A 26635-nucleotide genomic window follows, 5' to 3' on the forward strand; every position below is an offset into this window, starting at 1 on the left:
CCGGGGTAACTTCGGCATCATGGCCACCCGTACGTCCGGACAGGGGTCCGGCAAGCGCCCCGCGTCGCGCTCCGGATCCCGTACGGCTTCCCCTAAGCGATCCCCGGCGGGTTCCCGAGGCAGGGCGGCGCCCAGGCCCGCGCCCAAGCGGCCGGTCGCGACCGGCCAGGATCCGGTCAGCTGGTTCTTCCTCATCATCGGCAAGATCTTCATCAGCATGTGGATGCTGGTGGCGAACGGCGTGGGCAAGGCGGCGCGGGGGCTCGGCCAGGGCGCCCGCGACCTCGATCCCGTGCACCGCCGCGACGGGCAGGGCCTGTCGGTGCTCGCGGGCGCCATCGTGCTCGCCGCCCTGACCTGGAGGGACACCAAGACGGGTTTCGCCGCGTTCGTCGACGCCGTGGTGCGCGGGACGGTGGGGGCGCTCGCCTGGGGGGTGCCCGTGCTGCTCGCGCTGCTCGCCTGGCGGCTGCTGCGCCACCCCGACCAGAACGCCGAGACCGGCAGGATGGGCATCGGCTGGACGGCGCTGCTGGCCGGGATCCTCGGAATCGTGCACGTCGCCCACGGCACGCCGTACCCCTCGGGCGGGCCCGACGACGGCATGGACAACGTGTCGGCGGCGGGCGGCATGATCGGTTTCATCGTGTCGGCTCCGCCGTCGAGCATCCTGCCGGCGTTCATCACGATCCCGCTGCTGCTGATGCTGTCCGGCTTCGGCCTGCTGGTGATCACCGCGACGCCGGTCCACCGCATCCCCGAGCGCCTCGCCGAGATCCAGCACATGCTCTTCCAGCGGCCGGACGAGACCGGGGAGCCCCGCAAGAGCCCGGCGCCGTCCAGGAAGCGCACGCGCAAGCAGCAGGGCGGCGGGCGCGACGCCGCCGAGGGCGGCGACGGCGTCAAGCCGTACGACACGCCCGTGCTGTCGGAGAAGGACCACGCGCCGGAGATCGTCCCCGGTCTGGTGGACGAGGCAGTGGAGTCGGCCGAGCCGACCGAGCCGGAGATGCGGCTCCCCAAGACGGCGCCGCAGCCTCCGCTGCCGACGCCCGCGCCGCGCAAGGTGGAGCAGCTCGTCCTGTCCAGCCAGGAGGGGCCGTACACGCTGCCGGACGTTGCGATGTTGCGGCCGGGCAGCGCGCCGAAGCAGGAGACCAAGGCCAACCGGACGGTCGTGAACGCGCTTACCAGCGTGCTGGAGCAGTTCGCCATCGACGCGCAGGTCGTCGGGTTCACCCGGGGCCCGACGGTGACCCGGTACGAGATCGAGCTGGGCCCGGCCGTCAAGGTCGAGAAGGTCACCGCGCTCACCAAGAACATCGCCTACGCCGTCAAGTCGGCGGACGTGCGGATCCTGTCCCCGATCCCCGGCAAATCGGCGATCGGCGTGGAGATCCCCAACGTCGACAAGGACCTCGTGTCGCTCGGCGACGTGCTGCGCTCGCAGGTGGCCCAGGCCGACCACCACCCGATGATCGTCGGGCTCGGCAAGGACGTCGAGGGCCGCACCATCGTGGCCAACCTGGCCAAGATGCCGCACATCCTCATCGCGGGCGCCACCGGCGCGGGCAAGTCGACGTGCATCAACGGGCTGATCTCCTCGATCCTGCTGCGGGCCACGCCCGACGAGGTCCGCATGGTGCTGGTCGACCCCAAACGGGTGGAGCTCAGCGCGTACGAGGGCATCCCCCACCTCATCACGCCCATCATCACCAACCCGAAGAAGGCCGCCGAGGCCCTCGAATGGGTGGTGGGCGAGATGGACCGGAGGTACGACGACCTCGCGGCCAGCGGCTTCCGGCACGTCGACGACTTCAACAAGGCCGTGCGCGCGGGCAAGCTGGTGCCGCCGCCGGGCAGCGAGCGCGTCTACCAGCCGTACCCCTACCTGCTGGTGATCGTGGACGAGCTGGCCGACCTGATGATGGTCGCGCCGCGCGACGTGGAGGACTCGATCGTCCGCATCACACAGCTCGCCCGGGCCGCCGGCATCCACCTGGTCATCGCCACCCAGCGGCCGTCCGTGGACGTCGTCACCGGCCTGATCAAGGCGAACGTGCCCTCGCGGCTGGCGTTCGCGACCTCCTCGCTCGCCGACTCGCGGGTCATCCTCGACCAGCCCGGAGCCGAGAAGCTCGTCGGGCAGGGCGACGCGCTGTTCCTGCCGATGGGCGCGAGCAAGCCGATGCGGCTGCAGAACGCCTTCATCTCCGAGAAGGAGATCGCGGAGGTCGTCGGCCACTGCAAGGCCCAGATGCAGGCCGAGTACCGGGAGGACGTCGCCGCGCCCGCCACCGCGAAGCGGGAGATCGACGAGGAGATCGGCGACGACCTCGACCTGCTGGTCCAGGCGGCCGAGCTGATCGTGTCGACCCAGTTCGGCTCCACGTCCATGCTCCAGCGCAAGCTGCGGGTCGGCTTCGCCAAGGCCGGCCGCCTGATGGACCTGCTGGAGAGCCGCAACGTGGTCGGTCCGAGCGAGGGGTCCAAGGCCAGGGAGGTGCTGGTCAAGCCCGACGAGCTGCCCGGCCTGCTCGCCGATCTGCGCGGGGAGTCGTAGGGCCGCCGCCCGTCGTCAGGCCGATCCGGCCGCCGGCGCGGGGGCAGGCAGGCGCGCCACGCCCTCGTACCGCTGCCCAATGATCGGCCCGGCGGCGGGCCCGGCGGCGAAGAAATGGCCGGGACCGTCGACGCGCTCGCCCATGTGGGCGTCGACGACCACGGGCTCGACCTCCCGGCCGGTCCGCGCGTCCACGAGGATCATCGACCGCTCTTCCGGGGCCAGTCGCGCGTTCCGCCATGCCGCGAGCGCGACGTACGACACCGCTGTCCGCGCGCACCGTGGACAACAGCGTGGACACCACCGTGCACACCACCGTGGACAAGACCGTGGCCGGTCGTACGGTCGTGACGTGCAGGCTCGAGGGCACGTTCCCGGGCAGTCCCGTGGACCTCGACTATCGCTTCGACCTCGACGACGCGGAGCGGATCTCCCGTCTGGAGATCGTCGTGTCCCGTCCCGCCCCTGAAACCGCTATGGAGGTGACAGGGTAGTTGCTCAGGGTCCACCCATGGGTACCCTCCGTAGTCAGTTACTGATTGAATGTGACTAACTACGCATCGTGGGGCGAGCTGGACGACGGTGCGCTTGGAGACAGGGGGGCGGAACGATGAGCGTAGGTGCTGTTTTGGCCGAAGCCCGTGAGCGCGCCGGGCTGACCGTGCGTCAGCTCGGCGAGCGCACGCGGATCCGCGAGACCGTCATCGAACGCTTCGAGCAGGACGACTTCTCGGTGGGTGACTTCTACGCGCGCGGGCACATCCGGACCATCGCCTCCGATCTCGGCCTGGACCCGGACGAGGTCCTGCGGCAGTACGAGCAGGAGAACGCCGACGGCGCGTCGCCGGTCAGGGCGTCGGCCGTGTTCAGGGGCGACGTGGGCGAGCGGGCCCGCCGGGCCCCCGGCTGGACGAAGGCCGCCGCGGTCGCCCTGGCCATCGTCGTGGTCGTCGTCGTCGCGCGGATGCTCGGAGGCTCCGGCGAGAAGGCGGGCCCGACGGCCGCCCAGCTTCCGGTGACCGCGCCGCACGCGCACGAGAGGCAGGCGAAGGGCCACGACAGGAAGAGCCTCGAGGAGGCCTTCGGGCCCGGCCGCGTGGTCGTGAAGGTCACCACGCGCAAACCGGCCTACGTCGACGTGAAGGACGCCAAGGGCAAGGAGATCTTCCGGGGGACGCTGCCGGAGGGGAAGACCACGGCCTATTCGGCCAAGGACAAGGTGCGGATGTTCATCGGTGACGCGGGGGCGGTCCGCCTGGAGGTCAACGGAAGGGACCTGGGAACCCCGGGCAGGGACGGCCAGATGATCCGCCGCACCTTCGAGGCGGGCGGCCCGAGTCCCCGTTAATCGCCGACTGCCGATACCGTAGTTCGCATCATGTCTTCTCGCCGAACCGTATCGCTGATCACGCTGGGCTGCGCCCGCAACGAGGTCGACTCCGAGGAGCTGGCCGCGCGCCTGGAGGCCGCCGGCTGGCACACCGGCGACGACGATCCCGACGTCGTCGTCGTCAACACGTGCGGCTTCATCGATTCGGCGAAGAAGGACTCGATCGACACCCTGCTCGCCGCGGCCGACTCGGGCGCGAAGGTGGTGGCGGCGGGCTGCATGGCCGAGCGATACGGCGCGCAGCTCGCCGACGCCCTGCCCGAGGCGACCGTGATCTCCTTCGACGACTACGCGGAGATCGGGGAGCGTCTCGACGACGTGCTCGCGGGCAGGCCGCTGGTCCCGCACTCGCCCCGGGACCGCCGCACGCTCCTGCCGATCACGCCGGTGGAGCGCTCGGCCGCCCGGGCGCACATTCCCGGCCACGGCCAGGACGACGCGCTCCCCGCGGGCGTGGCCCCCGCCAGCGGCCCGCGCACGCTGCGTAAGCGGCTCACCGGCGGCCCGGTCGCCTCTCTCAAGCTCGCGTCGGGCTGCGACCGGCGCTGCACGTTCTGCGCGATCCCGGCCTTCCGCGGCTCGTACGTCTCGCGCCGCCCGGAGGACCTGCTGGCCGAGGCCGCCTGGCTGGCCGGACAGGGCGTCAAGGAGCTCGTGCTGGTCAGCGAGAACTCCACGTCGTACGGCAAGGACCTGGGCGATCTGCGCGCCCTGGAGAAGCTGCTGCCCCCGCTGGCCGCGACCGAGGGCATCGAGCGGGTCCGCGTCAGCTACCTGCAGCCCGCCGAGCTGCGGCCCGGGTTGCTCGACGTGATCGCCTCCACCGAGGGGGTCGTGCCCTACTTCGACCTGTCCTTCCAGCACGCGAGCGGGACCCTGCTGCGGCGGATGCGGCGCTTCGGCGACCCCAGGAGGTTCCTCGACCTGCTCGCGCAGATCCGCGACCGCGCGCCCGAGGCGGGCGTCAGGTCCAACTTCATCGTGGGGTTCCCGGGGGAGACGCAGGAGGAGTTCGACGAGCTGGTGAGCTTCCTCGAGGAGGCCAGGCTGGACGTCATCGGCGTCTTCGGCTACTCCGACGAGGAGGGCACCGAGGCGTACGGCTTCGAGGGCAAGCTCGACCAGGACGTGGTCGACGAGCGGGTCGCGACGCTGACCGAGCTCGCCGAGGAGCTGACCGCCCAGCGGGCCGAGGAGCGCATAGGCACCGAGCTGGAGGTCCTGATCGAGGAGGACCTCGGCGACGGCGGCTACGAGGGCCGTGCGGCGCACCAGGGGCCCGAGGTGGACGGGGCGGTCACGGTCCAGGGCATCGGCCTGGTCCCCGGCCAGATCGTCCAGGCGGTCGCCGTCGACTCCGAGGGGGTCGACCTCATCGCCCGGATCAAGGCAGGCACATGACGGAGCGCGGTGAGCCGCCGGTGGACGTGGCGGGGCCGGGAGAGGTGACACCTGAGCCCGCGGCGCCGCCGGTCGCCGCCGTGCCCGCCGCCCTGCCCGCCGCCGCGCCGGTGGCGACCCCGGCGCCCGCCCCGCAGGCGGGGTCCGGCCTTCCCCAGGAGCCTGACGCCGTGCCCGCCGGCCGCCCGGAGGGCACGGGGGAGCAGGCGGGAGGCCCGCGGGCCGATGGCCTCACCGCGCCGGAGCCGCCGTCCGCGGGAGTCGCCGGAGAGGGCCCGGTGCGCCGAGTCAGCACCTGGAACATCGCGAACGCCCTGACCATCGCCCGGCTGGCGATCGTCCCCGTCTTCACCGTCTTCCTGTTCGTCGAGGGGGAGGCCTGGCGCCTGGCGGCCCTCGGCGTCTTCCTGCTCGCGTCCCTCACCGACCAGCTCGACGGCTGGCTCGCCAGGAAGTACGCGCTGATCACGGACTTCGGGAAGATCGCCGACCCGATCGCGGACAAGGCGCTCATCGGCGCCGCGCTGCTCAGCCTTTCGTACCTCGGCGAGATCCCGTGGTGGGTCACCCTGGTGATCATCGCCCGCGAGGCGGGGGTGACGCTGCTGCGCTTCCTCGTGATCCGGCACGGGGTTATCCCGGCCAGTTACGGGGGCAAGGTGAAGACCGTGTTGCAGATCGCGGCCATCGCCCTGTACATCGTGCCGGGCGTGCCCGACCTGGTCAGGTGGGCGGCGATGGGTCTCGCCCTGCTGGTCACGGTGGGGACCGGAGCCGACTATGTGGTGCGGGCGGTGCGGCTGCGGCAGGTGGCGAGGAGCGCGCGGACCTGATGATGGGCCTGGCGAGCGAGGTGCTGTCCCTGCTGGTACGGCAGGGCGCGACGGCCGCCGTGGCGGAGTCGCTCACGGGCGGCCTGATCGGGGCCACGATGACCGGCCCGATGGGGGCCTCGGTCGCGTTCCGGGGCGGGGTGATCGCCTACGCGACGGACCTGAAGGCGAGCCTCCTCGACGTCCCCTCCGGCCTCCTCGACAGGGAGGGGGCGGTGCATCCCGCCGTGGCCGCGGCCATGGCCGCCGGAGTGCGGAAACTCACGGACGCCGACTACGGCCTGGCGGTGACCGGGGTCGCGGGCCCCGACCCGCAGGACGGCAAGCCGGTCGGCACGGTCCACATCGCGCTGTCGGGACCGGGCGAGCGCGTCTGGCATCGAGACCTGCGTTTGACCGGAGACAGGGACTCGATCAGAAACACCACGTGTCAGGAGGCGTTGAAGCTGCTGGAAGGTGTGCTGAAGGCAAATCTGGGGGAACATTCAGGGTGATTACCGCGTTACGTCCCCAGCGAACATGCTCGCCTCGGTCTGCCGCGGTGTCGCCCTCTACAGGTACGGTGGAGCTGTGAGTGAGGTCCGTGAGCCATCGGCGAGGAGCAAGACAGGCACACGCCCGGCGAAGGGGCCGAGCGAACCGATGATGACGGCGAGGCGTATGTACGAAGGGCAGATGAAGAAGGGGCGGCATGAGCCCACCGCGCGAGGCGTCGTGAAGGCGCCCCCCCTGGGGAGGGAGCGACAGATGATCCTGCTGCGTCAGCTGCTCGGTGACGTGCTGCGGCGGCTGAGGGTGCGGCAGAATCGCACCCTTCGCGAGGTCTCTACGTTGGCGCGTGTCTCACTCGGCTATCTGTCCGAGGTCGAGCGCGGTCAGAAGGAGGCCTCCTCCGAGTTGCTCGCCTCGATCTGCGGCGCGCTCGGGGTCCCGCTGTCCCAGGTGTTGCGTGAGGTGTCCGACCAGTTCGCGCTGGCCGAACTGCAGGCCGCCCCCGTGCTTGCCGAAGTGCCCGAGCACGAGCGCCTGCCCATCCCCGAGACCGTGCCCGCGGGGCCGGAGTTCGAGGGCTTCCCCGAGGTCAAGGACATGGTCGCCGCCTAGGCGGCGTGTTTCCCGCCCCGCCCCCCCGGCGGAGGCGTCCCCGCGACTTCGCCTGGCCGGTCCGCCCACGGCGGCTGATGGTCAGGTGTGGCCCGCGCTCGCAGTCCGGATCGACCCGGACCCGGGTGCTCTGTCCCGATCCCACGGGCGGGCGCCTGGCCCTCGCAGGCCCTTTCCCGTTCTCTTTCTCATTGTTTCCCGCTGGTCGCGTCCGTCCCGCCCGGTGTCTCCACGCCCGGTGTCTCCACGCCCGCGGTCCCGGCTCGTGGTCCCAGTGTTCGTGGTCACAGTGTTCGCGTTCCCGGTGTTCGCGGTCCGCGCCGTGATTCCTTTCACCGCGGCCCCGCCTCCGTCCCGGTCCGAGCGGCCCCAACGCGTGTGCTCGCCGGCCGACGCCCGTCCGGGGCCTCCGCCTCCACCCCCGCTCGCGCGACCTGACCTGCCACCGCGGCGGGCGGACCGTGGGGCCGGTCAGTCCCGCTGGCAGGCGGGGCACCAGTAGATCAGCCGCTCGGACGGCTGAGGTCCCATCTCCCCGCGGCCGATCGGGGCGCCGCAGCGGCGGCACGGGCGGCGCGCCCTGCCGTACACGAGCAGCGACCGCCCCGGGCGCGGGTCGCCCGTCGTCACCGGAAGCGGCGCGTCCTTGCTCGCGTCCATCAGACGGTGGGCGATCGAGACCAGCGCCTCCAGTTCGTCCGGCGGGATCGACCCCACCGGACGCCACGGCGACACCCGCGCGGCGTACAGCGTCTCGGCCCGCCAGATCGTCCCGATGCCCGCCAGGTCGCGCTGGTCGAGCAGCGCCTCCCCGATCGTCCGCTCCGGGGCGCGCAGCAGGTTCCGTACGGCCAGGGCCGCGTCCCAGTCCGGACCGAGCAGGTCCGGGCCGAGGTGCCCCACGACCCGCTCCTCACGGTCGGTGGGCACGAGATCGACCATCCCCAGCCGCGTGCCGACCGCCTGCCACTCGGCGTTGGCGAGGATCAGCCGGACCACGTCGCCCCCGGGCGCCGCGCGGCCCGCCGGGCCCACCCGCCAGCTTCCCTCCATGCGCAGGTGGGTGTGGACCGTGAGCCCGCCCTCCACCCGGGTCAGGAGGTGCTTGCCGCGCGAGATCGTCGTCATCACGGTCCGGCCGCGCAGGTCGGCGGTGGCGTACCGGGGCACCCGGAAGTCGCTGCGGGTCAGCCTCCGGCCGTCGAGGGCCTGCCTGAGCCGCTTGGCGGTCCGGTAGACGGCGTCACCCTCCGGCACGGCTCTCCTCCCGTGAGGATCGGGGACGGGCGGCTCACACGGGCATGTGCGAGTCCCACGCCGCCGGGTCGGCGGCGAGCTCGGTCACCCGCGGCGGCAGCTCGCCCTTGGCGATCTGCTCCAGGTTGACCTCTTCGAGGATGGCCCGCTCACTCGCCCGCAGCGCGATCCACACCTGCTGCAGCGCCTGGGCGGCGCCCTGGTAGCCGACGTGCTCGGGCCGCTCGCCCCGCACGTTGGCCAGCGGCCCGTCCACCGCGCGGATCACGTCGGCGAGCGAGATCTGACTGGCCGGCCGTGCCAGGACATAGCCCCCCTCTGGGCCCCGCTGACCGCGCACCAGCCCGGCGCGCCGCATCTGCAGCAGGATGTTCTCCAGGTATTTGGGGGGCATCTCCTGCTCCTTGGCCAGCTCGCCCACCGTGGTGGGGCCCTCACCCGCCGCGGCGAGTTCGGCGGCGGCACGGAGGGCGTAGTCGACACGGGCAGAAAGTCGCATGTAGTCGATTATCCCGCCTGGTTGACCTCGGTAGGACGCCCACCCACCATCAAGGCCCCGGCCGGGCCTGATCCAGGCGCAGTCGTACGACGACGGGGAGGTGGTCGGAGAACGGCACGCGGGGCGCGTCCGCGGCCACCGCCGTGATCCCCGCCGAGATCAGGACGTGGTCGATGCGCCGCACGGGAGCCTCGGCGGGCGAGGTCGGCGGATCGCCGAAGGCCCGCAGCGGGTCGGACAGGCCCGCGGCCTCCAGCACGCGCATCTGGGGGTCGGACGGCGTCGTGTTGAGGTCGCCCGCCACGATCACGGGCCGCGGATCGGCCACGCCGACGCCGGGCGGGAGGGCGGCCGCCGCGAGCCGCCGGGCGATCGCCGCGACCTCGGGCGCCTGCCCATGCGGTTCCTGCAGATGGGTGTTGACGATCCCCACCTCGTGGTCGCCGACCTCCAGCACGATCGACTGGGCCTGGGCGCCGGTCGGATAGCCGTGCCGGTTCAGCCGGGTGGAGCCGATCTCGGCGACGGGCAGATTGGTGAGCAGCGCATCGCCCCAGAGGCGGTCCGCGGCGGGGGCGAAGTAGTAGCGCATGCCGAGGCCGCGGGCGACCCTCGCCAGGTCGTCGTGCCCGCCGTTCAGCAGCCAGCCCCGGTCCACCTCGCTGAGCAGCACCACGTCGGGACGCCGCGTCGCGGCCCACGCGGCGATCCGGTCGAGGTCGAGCCGGCCGCCGAGCCCGAACCCCATCCGGATGTTGTACGCCACGAGCGTGAACTCGTTCCCGCCGATCGGCCGCTCGGCGGGGAGCCGCTGCCACGTGACGAGGCCGGTCAGCAGCGCGATCGACAGCGCCATCGAGCCCCATCGGCGCGGTGCCCGCCGTACCGGGGTGGTCCGGTGCCGCAGGCTCCGCCGGAAGGCGACGGCGGCGACCAGGGCGGCAGCCGCCACCGGGACCAGCGCGTTGGGGAACCCCAGGTCGGTGTCGAAGGCCGCGTAGTAGAGGAACGCCGCGACCAGGAACACGAGCATCCCGCCCAGCACGGCGACGCCCCCGCGCCGGCCCGCGCTCTCCGTGTCGGCCGCCCGCAGTCCGGCGGCGCCGGCGCAGGCTCCGAGGGCGACCGTCGTCACGAGGGCCGGCAGGCCCTGCACGCCGGCCTCCGCCGCAGCCACCCCGGCGACCAGGAAGAGCCCCGCCGTCCAGCCCCACGACGTCGTCCAGGTGTACACGACGGCCGCGCACAGCGCCGCGACCTGGAGCGCGACGGCCAGGGCGGTGAAGGGCGCGCTGTGCTGCCCGGTGTCCTGCGCGAGCATGGCCGGGCCGCCGCAGTACATGCCCGCGAGCAGGAGCATCGGGCCGAAGGCGAACCACACGGCCGCCGGTGCGGGGGCGGGCGATGTGGGCGAGAGCCGTACGGACCACAGGAAGGCGACGCAGAGCGCGGCGACGGCGAGCCAGGGCAGCGGCCCGTCCCGCCAGACGAGGTCCATCCGGTCGAGGGCCAGATGGACGATCGACGCGCCGGCCAGGCCGCCGGTCAGCCCGGCCGGCACCCACGTGCCCGCCGTCGTCCGTGCGCAGCCGTACAGGAAGACCAGGCCCGCCGTTACCCCGGCGGAGGCGAGCAGGAGCTGGGGCGTCCCCCCGTCGGCGGCCTGCAGACCGAGCCGGGCCGCGGCGAGCGCCACCGCGCCCGCCGCGCCGACCAGCCGGGGCGACGCGAGCCGCGCCGCGGGGACGGCGGCGAACGGCAGGACGAACCACAGCGCGGCGTACGCCCCCATGCTCGCGGGGTCGGTCTCGCCCGCCCTGCCGTACAGGGTGATGAGGGACGGCAGGAACACCCGCACCACGTCGAACAGCAGCACGACGCCCGTCACGAGCATGACCACCGGCGCCCACGGAGGATCGGGGAGTCTCCGGCGCTGTGTGGCGTGTGTCTGCGGGGCCGTCTCGGTCATGGCGCTCCCTCCGGGCCTCATATGAGGCATCCTCATGAACAGTGGGAGCGTTACCAATACGTTCGACCTGGGTCGTTCCCCGTGCTCTTCGGCTCGCTAAGCTTGCTGGAAACCTTGTTGTTCATTCACGGGCGCACATGGTCGAAGCGCCACCGGGGGCCGATCGAACCGGCGGGGCGTGGGTGGGCGCACGACGGCGAGCCGGAGACTCAGACGATGGGAAGCAGGAGCATGGAGCGACGTCCTGGCGTGCCCCGGCTGCTCCGGGAGATCAACGACCGGGCCGCCCTCGAACTGCTGCTCGCCTCGGGTCCCCTGACGCGCGGCCAGATCGGCGAGCTCACCGGCCTGTCCAAGGTCACCGCGTCCCAGACGCTGGCGCGTCTGGAGGAGCGCGGCCTGGTGGAGGTCGTGGGGGAGCAGGCGGGCAACCGGGGTCCCAACGCCGCGTTGTACGGCGTGATCGCCTCCTGCGCGTACGTCGCCGGGCTCGACGTGGGCCCCGACCGGGTGTCGGCGGCGATCGCCGACATCAACGGCGACGTGGTGGCCGAGGTGACGGCCTCCCCCGAGGGGCAGGACGACCCCGTGTCGCTTGTGCACACGGCTGTGGTGAAGGCCTGCAGGAGCGCGAAGGTCGCGCTGTCGCGGCTGCGCGGGGTCGTGATCGGCACGCCCGGCGTCGTGGACCCCCGCACCGGGGACGTGCGGTTCTCCTTCGATCTTCCGCAGTGGCACGAGGGCATCCACGAGGCGCTCGCGCGCGACCTGCGCCGGGACGTCACGATCGAGAACGACGTCAACCTCGCCGCGATCGCCGAACGCGCGAAGGGCGCCGCACAGGAGGCGGACGACTTCGTGCTCGTCTGGGTGGGCCGGGGCATCGGCCTCGCCGTCGTGCTGGGCGGACGGCTGCACCGCGGCCGGTCGGGCAGCGCGGGGGAGATCGGTTACCTCCCGGTGCCCGGGGTGCCGCTCGCCGACGACGTCCGGGCTGTTCCCGGGCGCCTGCCGTCGCTCGGCGGCGGCCTGCAGTCGCTGGTCAGCTCCGAGGCCGTCACCGAGCTGGCCCGTCAGCACGGCTTCGCCGGGGACACCGCCGCCGACTGCGTGACCGCGGCCGTCGCGGCCGGGGCCGCGGGCGAGTCGCTGCTCGACGAGGTCGCCTCCAGGCTCGCCCTCGGCGTGGCCTCGGTGTGCGTGGTGCTCGACCCCGGCCTCGTGGTGCTCGCCGGTGAGGTCTGCCGGGCCGGCGGGGCGGCGCTGACCGCCCGCGTGGAGGATGCGGTCGCGCGCATCTGCCCCGTTCCGCCGCAGGTCGTCACGAGCGGGGTGGAGGGCAACCCGGTGCTGCGCGGCGCCGTCCTCGCCGCGCTCGACCAGGCCCGGGAAGAGATCTTCACGGCATAGGGGAGTGCCTCCCTCACGGGCGGGATCGCAGTGACCAAGGCGGCCTCGGGCATCGGACCGGCGCAGGACTGACCCCAGGTGGCATGGAGTCGTCGTGGTTCGTCGACGCTCGCTCCGACGATGTCATCGGTCAGGACCGGCGGTGAAAGTCCGCAGGTCCTGACCGAAGGGGTGACATCGGGTCGCTCTCGCCTCTGCGGCCGCCGGCGAAGTACGTTCTCCGAGCCCGCACGGCGTCGGTCGTTCCGGCCGGGGCAGGCGCCGAAACCTCGGTTCGGACGTACGACGGCGTCGCCGTCACATGCCGTGCATGGAGTGGCCCGGCATGCCGTCCATCGACTGGCCCGAGGTGCCGCTCATCGGGTGGCCCGGCATGTCGTCCATGGAGTGGCCGGGCACGTTCCCGTCCGCGTCGGTCACGTAGAACATCCCGGCCATCCCCATGTCGGAGTGGCTCTGTACGTGGCAGTGGTACATCCACATCCCGGGGCCGACGCGCTCGCCGGCGATCACCTGGAAGCCGAACGACTCGGCGGGTCCGGTGGTTTTGGTGTCGATGACCCGGCTGTGGTCCTGCGGGCCCTTCAGCAGGCCGGTGCGGTTGTCGGCCCAGCGGTGTCCGTGGATGTGGAACGTGTGGAAGAAGTTCCCGTGGGTGATCACGATGAACTCCACGCGCTCGCCGAGCTTGGCGGTGAAGTCGGGCGCCTGCGTGAGGTTGTTGGTCTTCATGTCGTTGAAGACGACGGTGAAGGTCTTGTCCGGCAGCACGTCGCCCGTCCGGCGTACCACCAGCGGCCCGTAGAGTCCGCGCAGGATGCCGCCGGTGCCGTGGTCGGTGCCCACGACGTGGTCGTGGTAATGCCAGTAGCCCGCGCTGCCGGGCTCGATGGTGCCGTCCGGGCGACTGGTCTGAGCGTGGGTGCGCCAGGTATAGACGTACCGCCCTCCCGGCTCCACCACGCTGTCGTTCATCCGCGTGCCGTCGCTGCTTGTCTCATAGTCGACGCCGTGCACGTGCAGGCTGGCGGTCACGTCCGTGTTGTTGACCAGCTCGATCTCGAGGGTCTCACCCTCGATCATCTCGATGAGCGGCCCGGGGATCGTGGCCTTCCCGGGCTCCAGGCCGTAAGCCAGCTGACCGTCCGGCAGCTTCTCGGCGTAGAGGGTGATGCGGCGGACGTCGCCCGGCTCGCCCGCGGTCTTGCCCGCGGTCTTGTCTGCGGTCTTGTCCGCGGTCTTGTCCGCCGACGCCGCGTCGACCTGAGTCGCCAAGACGAACGGCGCGATCGTGGCGGCGGCCGCCGCGGCGGTGGCGGTGGTGGTGAAGGCACGCCGGGAGAACAGGCGTCGCGTCACATCAGTGCTTTTCTCGGTCATGGTTCCCAATCGGTGACGGCGCTCGCCTGGGTGCGGCGAGCTGAGGGGGGTCCGTGATGCCGGCGGCGAATCGGCGGCACGGCGTGGTGTTGGGATCTCGAGACCGGCCTGCGGAGCTTCGGCATGTCGGTCCGGAGGAATTCGCTCAGGTGGAAGGGACTGTCGAAGGCCGGATCAGCCGCAGCTGATCGCGGTGTAGGCGGTCTCGTAGGTCGAGGTGACCTGCTTGCCGTCGATCGTGGCGGTCCCCTTCACGGTCACCGTGCCGGCGTCGATACGGCCGGTCCGGGTGTTGAAGGACTGGTAGGCCTGCTTGCCCGGGGCCACGTCGGCCACCGTCTTGGAGCCGTAGGGGGTCGACAGCGTCACGGTCACCGGCACGTCGCCGTCGTTGACCGCCGTCACCGCCACGTACGCCGACGTGCCCACGCAGCGGGACGAGGCGGTGACGGTCAGCGGGACTTTCTTATCCGCGTCGGTCACCGTGAACACGCTGGCCATCCCTCTGTCGGAATAGCTCTGTACGTGGCAGTGGTACATCCACTTCCCGGGGCCGACGCGCTCGCCGGCGATCACCTGGAAGCCGAACGACTCGGCGGGTCCGGTGGTTTTGGTGTCGATGATCCGGCTGTGGTCCTGCGGGTCCTCCAGGAGTCCGGTGCGGTTGTCGGCCCAGCGGTGTCCGTGGATGTGGAACGTGTGGAAGAAGTTCCCGTGGGTGATCACGATGAACTCCACGCGCTCGCCGAGCTTGGCGGTGAAGTCGGGCGCCTGCGTGAGGTTGTTGGTCTTCATGTCGTTGAAGACGACGGTGAAGGTCTTGTCCGGCAGCACGTCGCCCGTCCGGCGTACCACCAGCGGCCCGTAGAGTCCGCGCAGGATGCCGCCGGTGCCGTGGTCGGTGCCCACGACGTGGTCGTGGTAATGCCAGTAGCCCGCGCTGCCGGGCAGGAAGGTGCCGTCCGGGCGGTCGATCTGGGCGTGGGTGCGCCAGATGTAGGTGCGCCGCCCTCCCGGCTCCACCACGCTGTCGTTCATCCGCGTGCCGTCGCTGCTTGTCTCGTAGTCGACGCCGTGCACGTGCAGGCTGGCGGTCACGTCCGTGTTGTTGACCAGCTCGATCTCGAGGGTCTCACCCTCGATCATCTCGATGAGCGGCCCGGGGATGGTCGCCTTGCCGGGCTCCAGGCCGTAGCCCAACTCGTTGCCCGGAAGCTTCTCCACATAAAGGGTCATGCGGCGGACGTCGCCTTTCTCAGGCTCGCCCGTGACCTTATCGCCCAATGCCGCGTTGGCCTGGCTCGTCCCGACCAGCGGTGCGACCGCGACGGTCGTCGCGGCCATGGTGAAGGCGCGCCGGGAGAACAGGCCTCGCGTCGTACCCCTACCTACCTCGGTCATGGTTCCCCAATCCGGTCGTGACGCCTCGCAGCCGTGAGGCGGTAACTGCTCATGATCCAGGCCCTGGCGGGCCGGTCGCAACGGCGTGACGTCTCGATGCCGGCCCGCCCTAGAGGGAGCGACCCGGCCGGGACCGACCGTTGGAGCCAGCCAGCGGAGGCTTTCGACGCCGTAGTTTAAAGCTTTTGATTGAAGTAGGCGATAGTTCTTTAGTGAAGTCAAGAACTATCGTTGTGGACGAAAGAACTTTGTCTCGGGACTGGAAGAAGTTCTGTGGGGCTGCTACGTTGAGCACAAACCACCAATTTGACGTAACCGAATCGCCGCGTTCCACGGCGTCTTGAGCATCACCAGTCCCGCCCACGCAACCCTCCGAGACTCTCCCGAAAGGCTCAGCGGTGCTTCGGCGACACCCCCCACGGCCGACATCCGCCCTGCACGGCCCGCCCCCATCCGCTGTGGCGGGCCTGCGGCTCACACATGCCGGAACACGCCCCGGCGGCACCGCCGCCGGGTGTCGTCGGCATGACGTCTCCCCGCCCTGAACCCGGCAAGACGAACCCCCATCTCGGTCGCCGTCCGACGGGACGGCCGCCGACCGCTGCACGCGATCAGCCGGGCGTCCGCGACGTGCTCCGCGGCGCTCACCCGCCGGCAGTGAGACGACACCCGCGGCGAAACCCGCGGCGACAGTGCGACGAACGGCGATGCCGCACGGCCTGCGAGCGCCGCGGTGATCGCGCGGCCTCCCCCGAACTCCCGGTCGGGGCCGATTGGCAAGCGAGAGGAGAAGGGGATCGGTGAAACCCCGTGACCTCCGGCATCCGCGTGCCCGGTCGCCGCCACGGTCGACCGAGCGACCTCCGCAAGGTGCTGATCCAACCCCCCAACCCGAAGGAGCGAACGATGGGTCGCAGAGACCTGCTCGTACACCCTCGACCACCAGCCTGGCGCCGTGCACTGATCACGGCGTCCACCGCCGCCCTGACGCTGGGACTGGCGACGGTCCCCGCCGCGCAGGCGCAGACCGCATCCGCCCTGGCGTTCCCCGCCCTGCAGGCGCAGGCCGACTCCACCCCTTCTCAGCAGGACGCCGACAAGTCGGTCACCGTTCTGGTGTTCCACGGTCCGGCCAAGCAACAGGACGATCCGGTCGACAAGGCCGCGGAGGCCGTCAAGGAACTGGGCAAGGACAACGGCTTCTCCGTCGAGGTGTCCGAGGACCCGGCCGTCTTCACCTCCAGCAACCTCGCGCGTTACCGCGGTGTGGTGTTCCTGTCGGCCAAGGGCGTGACGCTGAACGCCGCGCAGGAGGCCGCGTTCCAGACCTTCATCAGGGACGGTGGCGGGTTCGTCGGCGTCCACGACGCCGTTCGCGCGCAGGCGGACTCGGCCTGGTTCACCGAGCTGGTCGGCACCCGCCCCGCCGGAAGCATCCCCCCGGCGGAGAAGGTCGTCGAGATCAGGGTGAGCGGGGAGAACCCGCCGAACGAGGCCAGGGCCCAGCTGATCGACGGGAACAACAACACCAAGTGGTTGACCCGCGCGAACACCGGGTGGGCCGAGGTGCGGCTGGAAAAGCCGGTCGTGGTCGGCCACTACGCGCTGACCTCGGCCAACGACTTCGACGGCCGTGACCCGAAGAACTGGACGCTGAAGGGCTCGCAGGACGGGCAGACCTGGGTCGACCTGGACAGGCGGTCCAATGAGACCTTCCCGCAGCGGTTCCAGACCAAGGAATACAAGTTCGAGAACAGCACGGCCTACCCGTGGTACAAGCTGGACATCACCGCGAACAGCGGTGAGCCGCTGATCCAGCTCGCCGAGCTGCGGCTGTTCGGCCCCGACGCCGGTCCTCCTCCGGAGACCCAGGTGCAGGAGGCCCAGGTCGACTTCACCGACCGTCAGCACCCGGCCAACGAAGGGCTGCCGCTCACCGTCAAGCGGTCCGACCAGTGGATGAACTGGGCGCCCAGCCCGCTCGGCAAGGTCCACACGGTCGCGCAGCTCGAGGAGCGGTTCTACAAGGCCGGCCTGAACGGCAACGGCCCGTTCCACCCGATCTCGTGGTGCCGTGACTACGACGGTGGCCGGTCGTTCTACACCGGCATGGGTGGCACCGAGGCGAGCTACACCAGCGACAAGCAGTTCCAGAGCCACCTCGGCGGCGCCATCAAGTGGGCGGCCGGTCTCGTCCGCGGTGACTGCCAGGCGACCATCGCGTCGAACTACGTGACCGAGCGGCTGACCCAGCAGAACAAGTCGGGCCAGCTCGACCAGATCGGTGAGCCCCACGGCCTGACCATCGCCCCCGACGGCAAGGTCTTCTACGTCGGCAAGGCGGCCTGCCCCAGCGGCCCGATCGCCAACTGGAACGACCCCAAGGTCGGCCTCGGCTGTGGCACGATCCACCAGTGGGACCCGAAGACCAAGCAGGTCAAGCTCCTGACCACCCTCGCCGTCATGGGCAACCGCGGCAGCGGTGACGAGCTGGTCAAGAACGAAGAGGGTCTGCTCGGCATCGTGCCCGACCCCAAGTTCCAGCAGAACGGCTGGATCTACGTCTACTGGATGCCGCACGAGTCGATCGACAGGGACCTGCGGATCGGCAAGCGGACGATCTCTCGGTTCACCTACGACCACGAGAACGAGACGATCGACCAGGCGACCCGCAAGGACCTGCTGCAGTGGAACACCCAGATCCACAGCTGCTGCCACGCGGGTGGTGGCATGGCCTTCGACAAGGAGGGCAACCTCTACGTCGGTTCCGGTGACAGCAACTCCTCGGGTGGATCCAGCGGTTACTCCGGGAACAACTGGACCCAGGACTACAAGGGCACGTCGTTCCAGGACGCCCGCCGGACCTCCGGTAACACCAACGACCTGAACGGTAAGATCATCCGGATCCACCCGGAGTCGGACGGGACGTACACGATCCCCGAGGGCAACCTGTTCACGGGCAAGGAAGAGGGCGGCGGCAAGACCCGTCCCGAGATCTTCACCATGGGTGTCCGCAACATCGCGCGGCTCCAGTGGGACAACGTGAACAACTGGCTGACCGCCGGATGGGTCGGTCCGGACGCCGGTGCTCCCAGCGAGATCTGGGGCCCGGCGAAGTACGAGACCGCGACGATCCTCACCAAGGCGAGCAACCAGGGCTGGCCGTACTGCATGGGCAACAAGCAGCCCTACCGCGACCGCAGCAACGTCGACGCCAGTCAGCCCACCGGCTGGTACGACTGCGACAACCTGAAGAACGAGTCGCCCCGCAACACCGGTCTGGTCGACATCCCGCCGGCTGAGACCAACATGATCTGGTACTCGCCGCAGGGCGGTGGCCCGGTCTACCCGAAGCGGACCGACGGCAGCGGTATCCCGACCTACAAGCTGGGCGACGAGACCCTCACCCAGCCCTACCTCAGCGGCGGCGGCCAGGCGGTCATGTCCGGACCGACCTACCACCGCTCCGAGGTCGACACCGACAGCGGTGTCGCGTGGCCGGCGTACTGGGACAACAAGTGGTTGATCGGTGACGAGTCCAACGCGAACAACCGCATCGCCGTTACCGTCGACCCCAAGGGGGTCAAGGACCTGGCTCCGCCGGCGTTCGCCGAGGACCTGCGGCAGATCATCAGGGGCGGCAGCGGCGGCACCCAGCTCCAGGCCTGGATGGACGCCAAGTTCGGTCCGGACGGCGCGCTCTACATGCTCGACTACGCCGGCGGCTTCTTCAGCCTCCACGCCAACCAGAAGCTGATCCGAGTCACCTACAAGGGTGGCCCGGCGACGCCGAACCCGAGCCAGGCCGCCTGGCGGCCGGTCCGGGAGAGCACGCCGAACACGATCTCGTTCTCCAACACCAAGGCCGGCGGCGTGAAGTGGGAGTGGGACTTCGGCGACGGTGCCACGTCGACGGAGGCCAACCCGACGCACACCTACGCCAAGTTCGGTGACTACAAGGCGAAGCTGAAGGTCACCTACGCCGACGGCGAGGTGACGACCGGGCAGATCGACGTCACCGTCGGTTGCCCGGCGCCCGACGCCCGGGCGACGGTCCGGCTGCTGGACACCGACACCGGTGTGCCCAACCGCGTGGTCGGCGGCGGCTGCACGATCAACGACCTGATCGACGACGAGCGCCAGTGGCCGAACCACGACAAGTTCGTGGCCAGCCTCAACGATGTGCTGAGCCAGCTCCGCCAGGACGGGATCATCGACGACAAGGAGTCCTCCGCGATCAGCAAGGCGGCGGGCCAGTCCGACATCGGCAAGACCAACGGCTACGAGACCATCTTCGACGGGACCCCGCAGTCCTTCCAGGGCTGGAGCATGGCACCGTCCGGGCAGTTCAACCTGCAGCCCGACGGTTCGATGCGTACGTCCGGCGGCCTGGGCATGCTGTGGTACTCGAAGAAGGCGTACGCCGACTTCTCGCTGAGGCTGAAGTTCCGTGACATCGCGCCCGGGACGGGCCGCGCCAACACTGGTGTCTTCGTTCGGTTCCCCAACCTGACGACTCCGCTGGACAAGCGTCCCACCGGCAGTTGCGGCACGGTCGGGTCGGCTCGTACGTCCCTCGCATGGGTCGCGATCTACTGCGGCCACGAGATCCAGATCTACGACGGTGACACAGGCGAGGTCCAGAAGACCGGCTCGGTCTACAACTTCGCGCCGGTCGGCCTGGACAAGGCCAAGCCGACGCCGAAGAACGTGTGGAACGACTACGAGATCCGCGCGGTCGGACAGCACTACACGATCATCCGCAACGGCGTGGTGATAAACGAGTTCGACAACGTTCCGGGCAAGAAGTCGTCCCGTAGCGGCGACCCGGACACGGACCTGCGCCAGTTCATCAGCGGGTTCGTCGGGTTGCAGAACCACGGCAACAACGACCTGGCCGAGTTCCGCGACATCCGGGTCCGGGAGCTTTAGGGAGAGTCTGACACGATCTAGGCCGGCAACGTCGGCAGCCGGGCGGGGGGCTCTCCCGCCCGGCACCCCACCACATCCCCTCAGGCGGACCGAAGCCTTTCGGCCGCCGACACACGTCTTGCGAGGTGCGACCCCAGATGCGTAGCGCATCGTTACTGGTAGGAAAATCACGGAGGGCACTGGGCGCCACCGTGGCAATGCTGCTGTTGTGCGTGGCACTTCCGGCGCTGTGGCTGGCGCCGGCGAAGGCCGCCGCGCCGCAGCCCGACACCCGGCAGCAGGTCAACCAGGCCGCGGCACAGGTGCTCACCTGGACCGCCGACAACAGCTACACCGCGTACAAGTCCGCGCCGACCACCGCGACGGCCGGCCCTGCGACGATCATCTTCGAGACCAGTCCGGCGACCGGCAACACCTTCGGGATGACTCACACGCTGACGTTCGACGTCTCCACCCCCGGCTACAACAACGACGTCAACGTCAACATCATCGCCAGCCCCTTCGACGTGAACGGGGGCAGGCACGAGGTTCAGGTGAACCTCACCCCCGGAAAGTACCGGTACTTCTGTGCCATCCCCGGTCATGGGGAGATGGTCGGCGAGTTCGTGGTCACCGCCGGCGGCCCCACCGACACGACCGCACCGCAGGTGTCCGCCAACGTGTCGGGCGAGAAGGACGCCGACGGCAACTACGTCGGTTCCGCGACGGTCACGGTATCGGCGACCGACAGCGAGTCGGGTGTGGACAAGGTGGAGTACGCCCTGGACGGCGGGGCGTTCACGACGTACTCGGCTCCGGTGTCGGTGAACCAGGTGGGCTCCCACACGGTGCAGTACCGGGCGACCGACAAGGCGGGCAACGCCTCGGCCGTGGCGTCGGTGTCGTTCAAGGTGGTCGCGCCGCCTGCCCAGGACAAGACCGCGCCGCAGGTGTCGGCGCAGGTGACGGGTGACAAGAACACCGACGGCAACTACGTCGGCTCCGCCACCGTCACGATCACGGCGACCGACACCGAGTCCGGGGTGGACACGACCGAGTACTCGATCGACGGGCAGCCGTTCGCGCTGTACACCAAGGCGCTCGAGGTGAACCAGCCGGGCAAGCACACTGTGAGCTACCGGGCCACCGACAAGGCCGGCAACACCTCCGACGTCGAATCGGTGACCTTCACGGTCGCGGACTCGGGGCCGAAGGACACCACCCCGCCGACGGTGTCGGCGTCGGTGTCGGGCACCAAGGACGCCGACGGCAACTACGTGAGCTCCGCCACGGTGACGATCACGGCGGCCGACACCGAGTCCGGTGTGGACAAGGTGGAGTACTCGCTGGACGACGGGGCGTTCCAGGCCTACACGGCTCCGGTGTCGGTGAACCAGCTCGGCAAGCACACGGTGCGGTACCGGGCCGCCGACAAGGCCGGCAATGCCTCGGAGGCGGGGTCGGTGACCTTCACCGTGGTGGCGCCGAAGCAGGACGACACCACCCCGCCGACGGTGTCGGCGCAGCTCACCGGCAGCATGGACTGGGCCTGGAACTACGTCGGCTCCGCCACGCTGACGATCACCGCGACCGACTCCGGCTCCGGCGTGGACACGATCGAATACTCGGCCGACGGGCAGCCGTTCGCGCTGTACACCAAGCCGCTCGTGATCGACCAGCCCGGAGAGCACACCGTCAGCTACCGGGCCACCGACAAGGCGGGCAACACCTCCGACGTCGCCACCGCCACGTTCACGGTCGTCGTGGCGCCGCCGACCGCCAAGACGCCGCTGACCGTCACCGCCGCGTCCCGCTGCATCGGCACGTCGGCGTACCTGGCGGTCACGGCCGTCAACGACGGCGACGTCCCGGCCACGATCGAGCTGAACACCCCGTTCGGCACCAAGACGGTGGCCGACGTGGCCCCGGGCAAGCAGGCCTACCAGTCCTTCAACACCCGGGCCAAGCAGATCGACGCGGGCAAGGTGACTGTCACGGGGACCTCGTTCATCGACGGCAAGAAGGTCACCTCGTCCTACGAGGCCGACTACAACGCGATCAGCTGCGGCTGAGCTGTTCAACGGCGGTCAGCTGCCGCTGACCGCACCGGCGGTGACCGCGATGTACGCGCCAAGGACGCCGCCGCAGGAACGCAGTGAACAGGGGCCGGCCGGTGAGCCGGTCGGCCCCGCCCCCCATGCATGGAGCGATCACATGAGAATCCCCAGGACCGCGCTCGCCGCGTCGGTGCTCGGCCTCGCCCTCGGCGGCGTGGCCACTCCCGCGCTGGCCGACGACCCCGGCAGCGGCATCGACGTGTCGGTGAACATCGAGCCCACGACCACCCCCGGTCAGCTGTCGATGACCGTGGCCGACAACAACGGGGTGTCCCTGCAGGAGAACGGCTCCGACGCCGCCGCCCGCCAGTTCACCGGCACCCTGCCGACGGTCACGGTGACCGACACCCGCACCCCCGAGGAGATCCCCGCCGGCGAGTACTGGGCGGTCGTGGGCCAGGCGAGCCAGTTCGTCGCCTCCGGCGACCCGGCCAAGACCATCGGCCCCAAGTACCTGGGCTGGAAGCCGCGTCTGCTGAGCGACTCCTCCACCGGCGCGGTCTCAGCCGGTGAGCCGGTCTCCAGTGTCGTCTCCGACGGCACCGGAGCCCCCGCCGTGGGTCTGGAGGGCCAGGAGCTGCTGGTCTCGACCGCCAACTCCGCCGACGAGATCGGCACCTCGCAGGTCAACGCCGACCTCGCCCTGCGCACCTCCGTCGACGTCGCCGCCGGCGAGTACCACTCCACCCTGACCCTTTCGCTGTTCAACCAGTCCTGAACCGGCGGAAGGAACCCATCGCCCGGTGTGGACGTCCGGGACGTGTGCGAGTCTGGCGCGCGTCCCGGACGGCCACCCGCGATCGACGCCGGCGACGGCTACCCGACCGCCAAGGGACCACCGCTCAGCAGTTCCACCGCGGCCTGGGCGTTGGCGCGGGCCGCGCCGTACGTCGCGATGTAGGCCCCGGCGCCGGGCCGCCAGATCGGCAGGCCCATCTCCACCACGACGGCGTCCGGGCGGGCGGCGAGCAGCGCGGAGACCAGGTCCCGGCTGGCCGGGTGCCGGTGGGCGTCCTTGACGATCACGATCAGCGAGCGGTCGCGGGCCCGGCCGAGCAGCGCCCCGGCGTCGGCCTCCTCCGGCGTGACCCGGACGATCTCGGCCTGCGGCAGCCACGGCGCGACGCCCCAGGGCACCTCGCCCACCGCGATCGTCGGCGGCGTGTCGACCTCGACCACGAACGGATCGACCAGCGGCCCCGCCGAGCCCGTGAGCGACACGGCGCGGCGGGCGGCGTCGAGACCGGCGACGTCGTCCTCCGCCACCCTGGTACGTGAGGCCTCGAACCAGTCGCGCAGCCGTTCCACCCGCGCGGCCGCCTCCTCCAGCCGCTCGGCCGCGAGCCTGCCCTCGGCGACGGCGTCCACGATGTGGGCCACCATGTGCCGCACGTCCTCGGGTGTGGGCAGCGGCCCGAGGCACAGCATGTCGGCGCCCGCCGCCAGGGCCAGCACCGCGCCCTCCGCGAGCCCCACGCTCCGGCTGATCGCGTGCATGTCGAGGGCGTCGGTCAGCACGACACCGTCGTAGCCCAGCTCGCGGCGCAGCAGCCGGGTGAGCGCCTCCCCGCTGAGTGTGGCGGGCCGCTCTCCGGTCAGCGCGGGGACCGCCACGTGCGCCGTCATGATCGACTTTGCTCCGGCCTCGATGGCCGCGCGGAAGGGGACGAGCTCACGCTCCCTGAGCAGGTCGAGGGAGGCGTCCACGATCGGGATCTCCAGGTGGGAGTCCTGATGGGTGGCGCCGTGGCCGGGGAAGTGCTTGACGCAGGCGGCGATCCCCGCCGACTGCAGGCCGCGTACGGCGGCGACCGTGTGCCGCGCCACGAGGCCGGGCGAGGAGCCGAACGACCGGGTGCCGATGATCGGATTGTCGTCGGCGGTGTTGACGTCGGCCACGGGGCCCATGTCGAGGTTCACCCCGCAGCGCACGAGGTCGGCGGCCATCGCGCGGTAGACCCGCTCGGTCAGGTTCACGTCGTCGACCGCGCCGAGCGCCGCGTTGCCCGGGTAGGCGCTCCCGGTGTGGTAGGCCAGCCGGGTGACGTCGCCGCCCTCCTCGTCCAGGGAGACGATCGGGCGTCCCGCGTGGTTCAGGCGGGCGACGAGCGCGGCGACCTGCTCGCCGCCGGCGACATTGGATCCGAAGAGGCAGACGCCGCCCAGGCCGTCCTCCAGGCCGCGCGTGACCCAGTCCGGCGCGGTCGTGCCCCGGAACGAGATCAGCAGTGCGCCCGCCGCGAGCCGGTGCAGGCCCGGGTCGCCGGTACGCGTGGACAGGTCGGCGGCCCCCGCAAGGGGGTCGCGGGTGGCGGACATGGTGTCTCGGCTCCTTAGGTGACAGTGAGGGTGAGGGCGCGCGGGCACGGCCTGTACGGCCACCGGGCGCGGTGGCGTACAGGCGGCCGTACGAGGGGGAGGTGCCGGTGGCGGCGGGGTTATCCCTTGACCGCGCCCGCGACGAGACCGGAGACCATCCGTCGCTGGACCAGCAGGAAGAAGACGAGGACCGGGATGGTCATCAGGGTCGAGGCGGCCATGATGCCGCCCCAGTCGGTCGACCGCTGGCCGACGAAGAACTTCAGGGCGACCGGCATCGTGTACTTGCCCTGGTCGTTGATCAGGGTCAGGGCGAACACGAACTCGTTCCAGGTGGTGATGAAGGCGAAGATGCTCGTCGCCACCAGGCCCGGCGCGACCAGCGGGAACAGCACCCGCCAGAAGGTGGTGAACCGGCCGGCGCCGTCGATCCAGGACGCCTCCTCCAACTCCTTCGGGACGGCCGCGACGAACGTGCGCAGCATCCAGACGGAGAACGGCAGCGTCAGGCCGACGTTGATGACGATCAGGCCGAGCAACTGGTCGTACAGGCCGATCCGCTTGACCATGGTGAACAGCGGGATCAGCAGCGCCTCGGCCGGCACCATCTGCACGATCAGCAGCAGGATCAGGAACGAGGTGCGGAAGCGGAAGCGGAACCGCGCCACCGCGGTCGCCGCCAGCAGCGCGAAGACCGCGCCGAGCACGACGGCGCTGAGCGCCACGATCGCGCTGTTGAGCAGGTACTGCCAGATGGGAAGCTCGCCCACGCCCTTGGTGAAGACCCGCTGCACGTGGTCCATCGACGGCGGGCTGGGGAACGGGATGAAGCTCGTGGTGAAGATCTGGTCGTTCGGCTTGAAGGCCGTGGCGACCATCCAGTAGACGGGGAAGACCGCGAAGAGGAACACCGCGACCCCGGCCGCGTTCAGCGAGACCCGGGCGAGCCAGGGCTTGAAAGGCGTGATCCTCCAGCGAACCGGGAGGACCGCGAAGAGGAGCACCACGACCCTGGGCGCGTTGGGCGGGACCCGGCCGGGCTTGTTGCGGGTCAGCGGGCTCATCGGATGTCGTCCTCCGTCTTCACGATCTGCCGGACGTAGACGAGGGTGATCAGCAGCAGGATCACGGTCAGCACGACCGCGATGGCGGCCCCGAGCCCCAGCTTCGGCGCACTGCCGCCGAACGCCTCGGCGTAGCTCCACAGCGACAGGTTGAACGCGTCCCGGTTCGTGGTGCCGCCCGCCAGCAGGTAGAGCTGGGTGAAGACCTTGAAGTCCCAGATGATCGACAGCACGACCAGCACCGAGAACACCGGCTTGAGCAGCGGGAAGGTGATCCTCCTGAACGTGCTGACCGCGCTCGAGCCGTCCATCTTCGCCGCCTCGTACAGCTCCGACGGGATGCTCTTCAGACCGGCGAGCACCGACACCGCGATGAACGGGAACGACGCCCACACCACGGCGACGATGAGCACGAAGTAGAGCGTGGAGGTGTCGTTGAACCAGGGCTGGCCGCTCCAGTCCGAGCGGCCGAACAGCAGCTGCGACAGCCAGTCGGGCAGCAGGTTCAGCATCCAGTTGGCGACGCCGGCGTCCGAGTCGAACAGCCACTTCCAGACGATGGCCTGCGCGGTGGGCGGGGTCGCCCAGGCGGCCATGATGCCGACGACCACGAACGTGGACATCTTGCGGCCGAGCTTGTTCAGCAGCACGCCGACCAGCGTGCCGAGGACGAGTGTCAGCGCGACGGTGACGAGGGCGAAGATCACCGTGTTGCGCAGCGACGACCAGAACAGCGGCGAGCCGAGGACGCTCTCGTAGTTGTCCAGGCCGACGAACTCGGCCGGCGCGGGATTGATGGCCTTGATCTGCCGGAGCCCGACCTTGTGGAAGGACATCTCGACCATCTGGTACATCGGGTAGAGCAGCAGCACCGCGATGACCAGGAAGCCCGGCAGGAGCAGGACGTACGGAACGGCCTTCGGGGAGAGCCCCGATCGGCGCGTCCGCTTGCGACTGCGCCGCGACGGGGCGGAGGTGTCGGCTCCGCCCCGGGCGAGGGTTGACGTCTGAGTCATG

At 70.5% G+C, this 26635-nt stretch carries 20 protein-coding genes; 11 read left to right on the forward strand and 9 right to left on the reverse strand.

Going from position 1 to position 26635, the window contains the following annotated elements:
• Window positions 1–19: 19 nt before the first annotated feature.
• A complete protein-coding gene (locus HHX41_RS00465; RefSeq protein WP_182904375.1) occupies window positions 20–2563 on the forward strand; it encodes a DNA translocase FtsK in 2544 nt (847 codons plus the stop codon).
• 15 nt (window positions 2564–2578) lie between these two features.
• Here HHX41_RS00465 and HHX41_RS00470 read toward each other — a convergent pair whose 3' ends face one another.
• A complete protein-coding gene (locus HHX41_RS00470) occupies window positions 2579–2767 on the reverse strand; it encodes a hypothetical protein (protein WP_182904376.1) in 189 nt (62 codons plus the stop codon).
• A 35-nt stretch (window positions 2768–2802) separates the two neighbouring features.
• On the opposite strand from HHX41_RS00470, the gene HHX41_RS00475 reads away from it, so the two are divergent.
• From HHX41_RS00475 to HHX41_RS00500, 6 genes are all read left to right on the forward strand, one after another.
• Window positions 2803–3057, forward strand: a complete 255-nt coding sequence (locus tag HHX41_RS00475) for a hypothetical protein (protein ID WP_182904377.1) — start codon at window positions 2803–2805, stop codon at window positions 3055–3057.
• A 134-nt stretch (window positions 3058–3191) separates the two neighbouring features.
• The gene (locus HHX41_RS00480) at window positions 3192–3911 is read left to right on the forward strand and encodes a helix-turn-helix domain-containing protein (protein WP_182904378.1); all 720 of its coding nucleotides are present in this window, start codon (window positions 3192–3194) and stop codon (window positions 3909–3911) included.
• A 30-nt stretch (window positions 3912–3941) separates the two neighbouring features.
• The gene (gene rimO, locus HHX41_RS00485) at window positions 3942–5354 is read left to right on the forward strand and encodes a 30S ribosomal protein S12 methylthiotransferase RimO (RefSeq protein ID WP_169979348.1); all 1413 of its coding nucleotides are present in this window, start codon (window positions 3942–3944) and stop codon (window positions 5352–5354) included.
• Window positions 5351–6187, forward strand: a complete 837-nt coding sequence (gene pgsA / locus HHX41_RS00490; RefSeq protein ID WP_211591462.1) for a CDP-diacylglycerol--glycerol-3-phosphate 3-phosphatidyltransferase — start codon at window positions 5351–5353, stop codon at window positions 6185–6187. The genes rimO and pgsA overlap by 4 nt, the downstream gene beginning before the upstream one ends.
• Entirely contained in the window at window positions 6187–6681 is a 495-nt protein-coding gene (locus HHX41_RS00495) for a CinA family protein (RefSeq protein WP_182904379.1), read from the forward strand. Before pgsA ends, HHX41_RS00495 begins: the two co-directional genes overlap by 1 nt.
• 253 nt (window positions 6682–6934) lie before the next feature.
• Window positions 6935–7291 (forward strand): helix-turn-helix domain-containing protein, encoded by a 357-nt coding sequence (locus tag HHX41_RS00500; protein ID WP_139576123.1) that lies wholly within the window; start codon window positions 6935–6937, stop codon window positions 7289–7291.
• 471 nt (window positions 7292–7762) lie between these two features.
• Here HHX41_RS00500 and HHX41_RS00505 read toward each other — a convergent pair whose 3' ends face one another.
• The 3 genes from HHX41_RS00505 to HHX41_RS00515 are packed head-to-tail and all read right to left on the reverse strand — an operon-like array spanning window position 7763 to window position 11016.
• Window positions 7763–8548 carry an Fpg/Nei family DNA glycosylase gene (locus tag HHX41_RS00505; protein ID WP_182904380.1) on the reverse strand — a complete coding sequence of 262 codons (786 nt, stop codon included), beginning with the start codon at window positions 8546–8548 and terminating at the stop codon, window positions 7763–7765.
• Window positions 8549–8582: 34 nt separating this feature from the next.
• The gene (locus HHX41_RS00510; protein ID WP_169979343.1) at window positions 8583–9047 is read right to left on the reverse strand and encodes an Rrf2 family transcriptional regulator; all 465 of its coding nucleotides are present in this window, start codon (window positions 9045–9047) and stop codon (window positions 8583–8585) included.
• Window positions 9048–9096: 49 nt separating this feature from the next.
• Entirely contained in the window at window positions 9097–11016 is a 1920-nt protein-coding gene (locus HHX41_RS00515) for an endonuclease/exonuclease/phosphatase family protein (protein WP_182904381.1), read from the reverse strand.
• Window positions 11017–11247: 231 nt separating this feature from the next.
• Here HHX41_RS00515 and HHX41_RS00520 point away from each other — a divergent pair, with 231 nt between their 5' ends.
• Window positions 11248–12426, forward strand: a complete 1179-nt coding sequence (locus tag HHX41_RS00520; protein ID WP_182904382.1) for an ROK family transcriptional regulator — start codon at window positions 11248–11250, stop codon at window positions 12424–12426.
• Between the two features lie 297 nt (window positions 12427–12723).
• Here HHX41_RS00520 and HHX41_RS00525 read toward each other — a convergent pair whose 3' ends face one another.
• Window positions 12724–13785 (reverse strand): multicopper oxidase domain-containing protein, encoded by a 1062-nt coding sequence (locus HHX41_RS00525; RefSeq protein ID WP_220503611.1) that lies wholly within the window; start codon window positions 13783–13785, stop codon window positions 12724–12726.
• A gap of 195 nt (window positions 13786–13980) precedes the next feature.
• Window positions 13981–15207 carry a multicopper oxidase domain-containing protein gene (locus HHX41_RS00530; protein WP_182904384.1) on the reverse strand — a complete coding sequence of 409 codons (1227 nt, stop codon included), beginning with the start codon at window positions 15205–15207 and terminating at the stop codon, window positions 13981–13983.
• A 906-nt stretch (window positions 15208–16113) separates the two neighbouring features.
• On the opposite strand from HHX41_RS00530, the gene HHX41_RS00535 reads away from it, so the two are divergent.
• From HHX41_RS00535 to HHX41_RS00545, 3 genes are all read left to right on the forward strand, one after another.
• Complete coding sequence (locus HHX41_RS00535) at window positions 16114–20139, forward strand: ThuA domain-containing protein (RefSeq protein WP_182904385.1); 4026 nt, start codon at window positions 16114–16116, stop codon at window positions 20137–20139.
• Window positions 20140–20336: 197 nt separating this feature from the next.
• Entirely contained in the window at window positions 20337–22190 is a 1854-nt protein-coding gene (locus HHX41_RS00540; protein WP_259400580.1) for an OmpL47-type beta-barrel domain-containing protein, read from the forward strand.
• A gap of 142 nt (window positions 22191–22332) precedes the next feature.
• Window positions 22333–22953 carry a hypothetical protein gene (locus HHX41_RS00545; RefSeq protein WP_182904386.1) on the forward strand — a complete coding sequence of 207 codons (621 nt, stop codon included), beginning with the start codon at window positions 22333–22335 and terminating at the stop codon, window positions 22951–22953.
• Between the two features lie 98 nt (window positions 22954–23051).
• Here HHX41_RS00545 and HHX41_RS00550 read toward each other — a convergent pair whose 3' ends face one another.
• The 3 genes from HHX41_RS00550 to HHX41_RS00560 all read right to left on the reverse strand — a co-directional run bounded on the left by HHX41_RS00550 (window position 23052) and on the right by HHX41_RS00560 (window position 26634).
• On the reverse strand, window positions 23052–24554 hold the full coding sequence (locus tag HHX41_RS00550; protein ID WP_182904387.1) for a glycoside hydrolase family 3 protein: 1503 nt from the start codon (window positions 24552–24554) through the stop codon (window positions 23052–23054).
• Between the two features lie 119 nt (window positions 24555–24673).
• On the reverse strand, window positions 24674–25618 hold the full coding sequence (locus tag HHX41_RS00555; protein WP_169979330.1) for a carbohydrate ABC transporter permease: 945 nt from the start codon (window positions 25616–25618) through the stop codon (window positions 24674–24676).
• Entirely contained in the window at window positions 25615–26634 is a 1020-nt protein-coding gene (locus tag HHX41_RS00560) for a carbohydrate ABC transporter permease (protein WP_182904388.1), read from the reverse strand. The genes HHX41_RS00555 and HHX41_RS00560 overlap by 4 nt, the downstream gene beginning before the upstream one ends.
• Between the last annotated feature and the right edge of the window lies 1 nt (window position 26635).

It is taken from the genome of Microbispora sp. H13382 (genome assembly GCF_014161445.1).
Lineage (GTDB): Bacteria > Actinomycetota > Actinomycetes > Streptosporangiales > Streptosporangiaceae > Microbispora.

Excerpts from the sequence above, each read along its gene's own strand:
- HHX41_RS00545 (WP_182904386.1), top strand. The coding sequence starts at position 22,333 with ATGAGAATCCCCAGGACCGCGCTCGCCGCGTCGGTGCTCGGCCTCGCC.
- pgsA (WP_211591462.1), top strand. The coding sequence starts at position 5,351 with ATGACGGAGCGCGGTGAGCCGCCGGTGGACGTGGCGGGGCCGGGAGAG.
- HHX41_RS00515 (WP_182904381.1), bottom strand. The coding sequence starts at position 11,016 with ATGACCGAGACGGCCCCGCAGACACACGCCACACAGCGCCGGAGACTC.
- HHX41_RS00475 (WP_182904377.1), top strand. The coding sequence starts at position 2,803 with ATGCCGCGAGCGCGACGTACGACACCGCTGTCCGCGCGCACCGTGGAC.
- HHX41_RS00510 (WP_169979343.1), bottom strand. The coding sequence starts at position 9,047 with ATGCGACTTTCTGCCCGTGTCGACTACGCCCTCCGTGCCGCCGCCGAA.
- HHX41_RS00530 (WP_182904384.1), bottom strand. The coding sequence starts at position 15,207 with ATGACCGAGGTAGGTAGGGGTACGACGCGAGGCCTGTTCTCCCGGCGC.
- HHX41_RS00495 (WP_182904379.1), top strand. The coding sequence starts at position 6,187 with ATGATGGGCCTGGCGAGCGAGGTGCTGTCCCTGCTGGTACGGCAGGGC.
- HHX41_RS00535 (WP_182904385.1), top strand. The coding sequence starts at position 16,114 with ATGGGTCGCAGAGACCTGCTCGTACACCCTCGACCACCAGCCTGGCGC.
- HHX41_RS00470 (WP_182904376.1), bottom strand. The coding sequence starts at position 2,767 with ATGATCCTCGTGGACGCGCGGACCGGCCGGGAGGTCGAGCCCGTGGTC.
- HHX41_RS00540 (WP_259400580.1), top strand. The coding sequence starts at position 20,337 with ATGCTGCTGTTGTGCGTGGCACTTCCGGCGCTGTGGCTGGCGCCGGCG.
- rimO (WP_169979348.1), top strand. The coding sequence starts at position 3,942 with ATGTCTTCTCGCCGAACCGTATCGCTGATCACGCTGGGCTGCGCCCGC.
- HHX41_RS00465 (WP_182904375.1), top strand. The coding sequence starts at position 20 with ATGGCCACCCGTACGTCCGGACAGGGGTCCGGCAAGCGCCCCGCGTCG.
- HHX41_RS00560 (WP_182904388.1), bottom strand. The coding sequence starts at position 26,634 with ATGACTCAGACGTCAACCCTCGCCCGGGGCGGAGCCGACACCTCCGCC.
- HHX41_RS00555 (WP_169979330.1), bottom strand. The coding sequence starts at position 25,618 with ATGAGCCCGCTGACCCGCAACAAGCCCGGCCGGGTCCCGCCCAACGCG.
- HHX41_RS00550 (WP_182904387.1), bottom strand. The coding sequence starts at position 24,554 with ATGTCCGCCACCCGCGACCCCCTTGCGGGGGCCGCCGACCTGTCCACG.
- HHX41_RS00520 (WP_182904382.1), top strand. The coding sequence starts at position 11,248 with ATGGAGCGACGTCCTGGCGTGCCCCGGCTGCTCCGGGAGATCAACGAC.
- HHX41_RS00500 (WP_139576123.1), top strand. The coding sequence starts at position 6,935 with ATGATCCTGCTGCGTCAGCTGCTCGGTGACGTGCTGCGGCGGCTGAGG.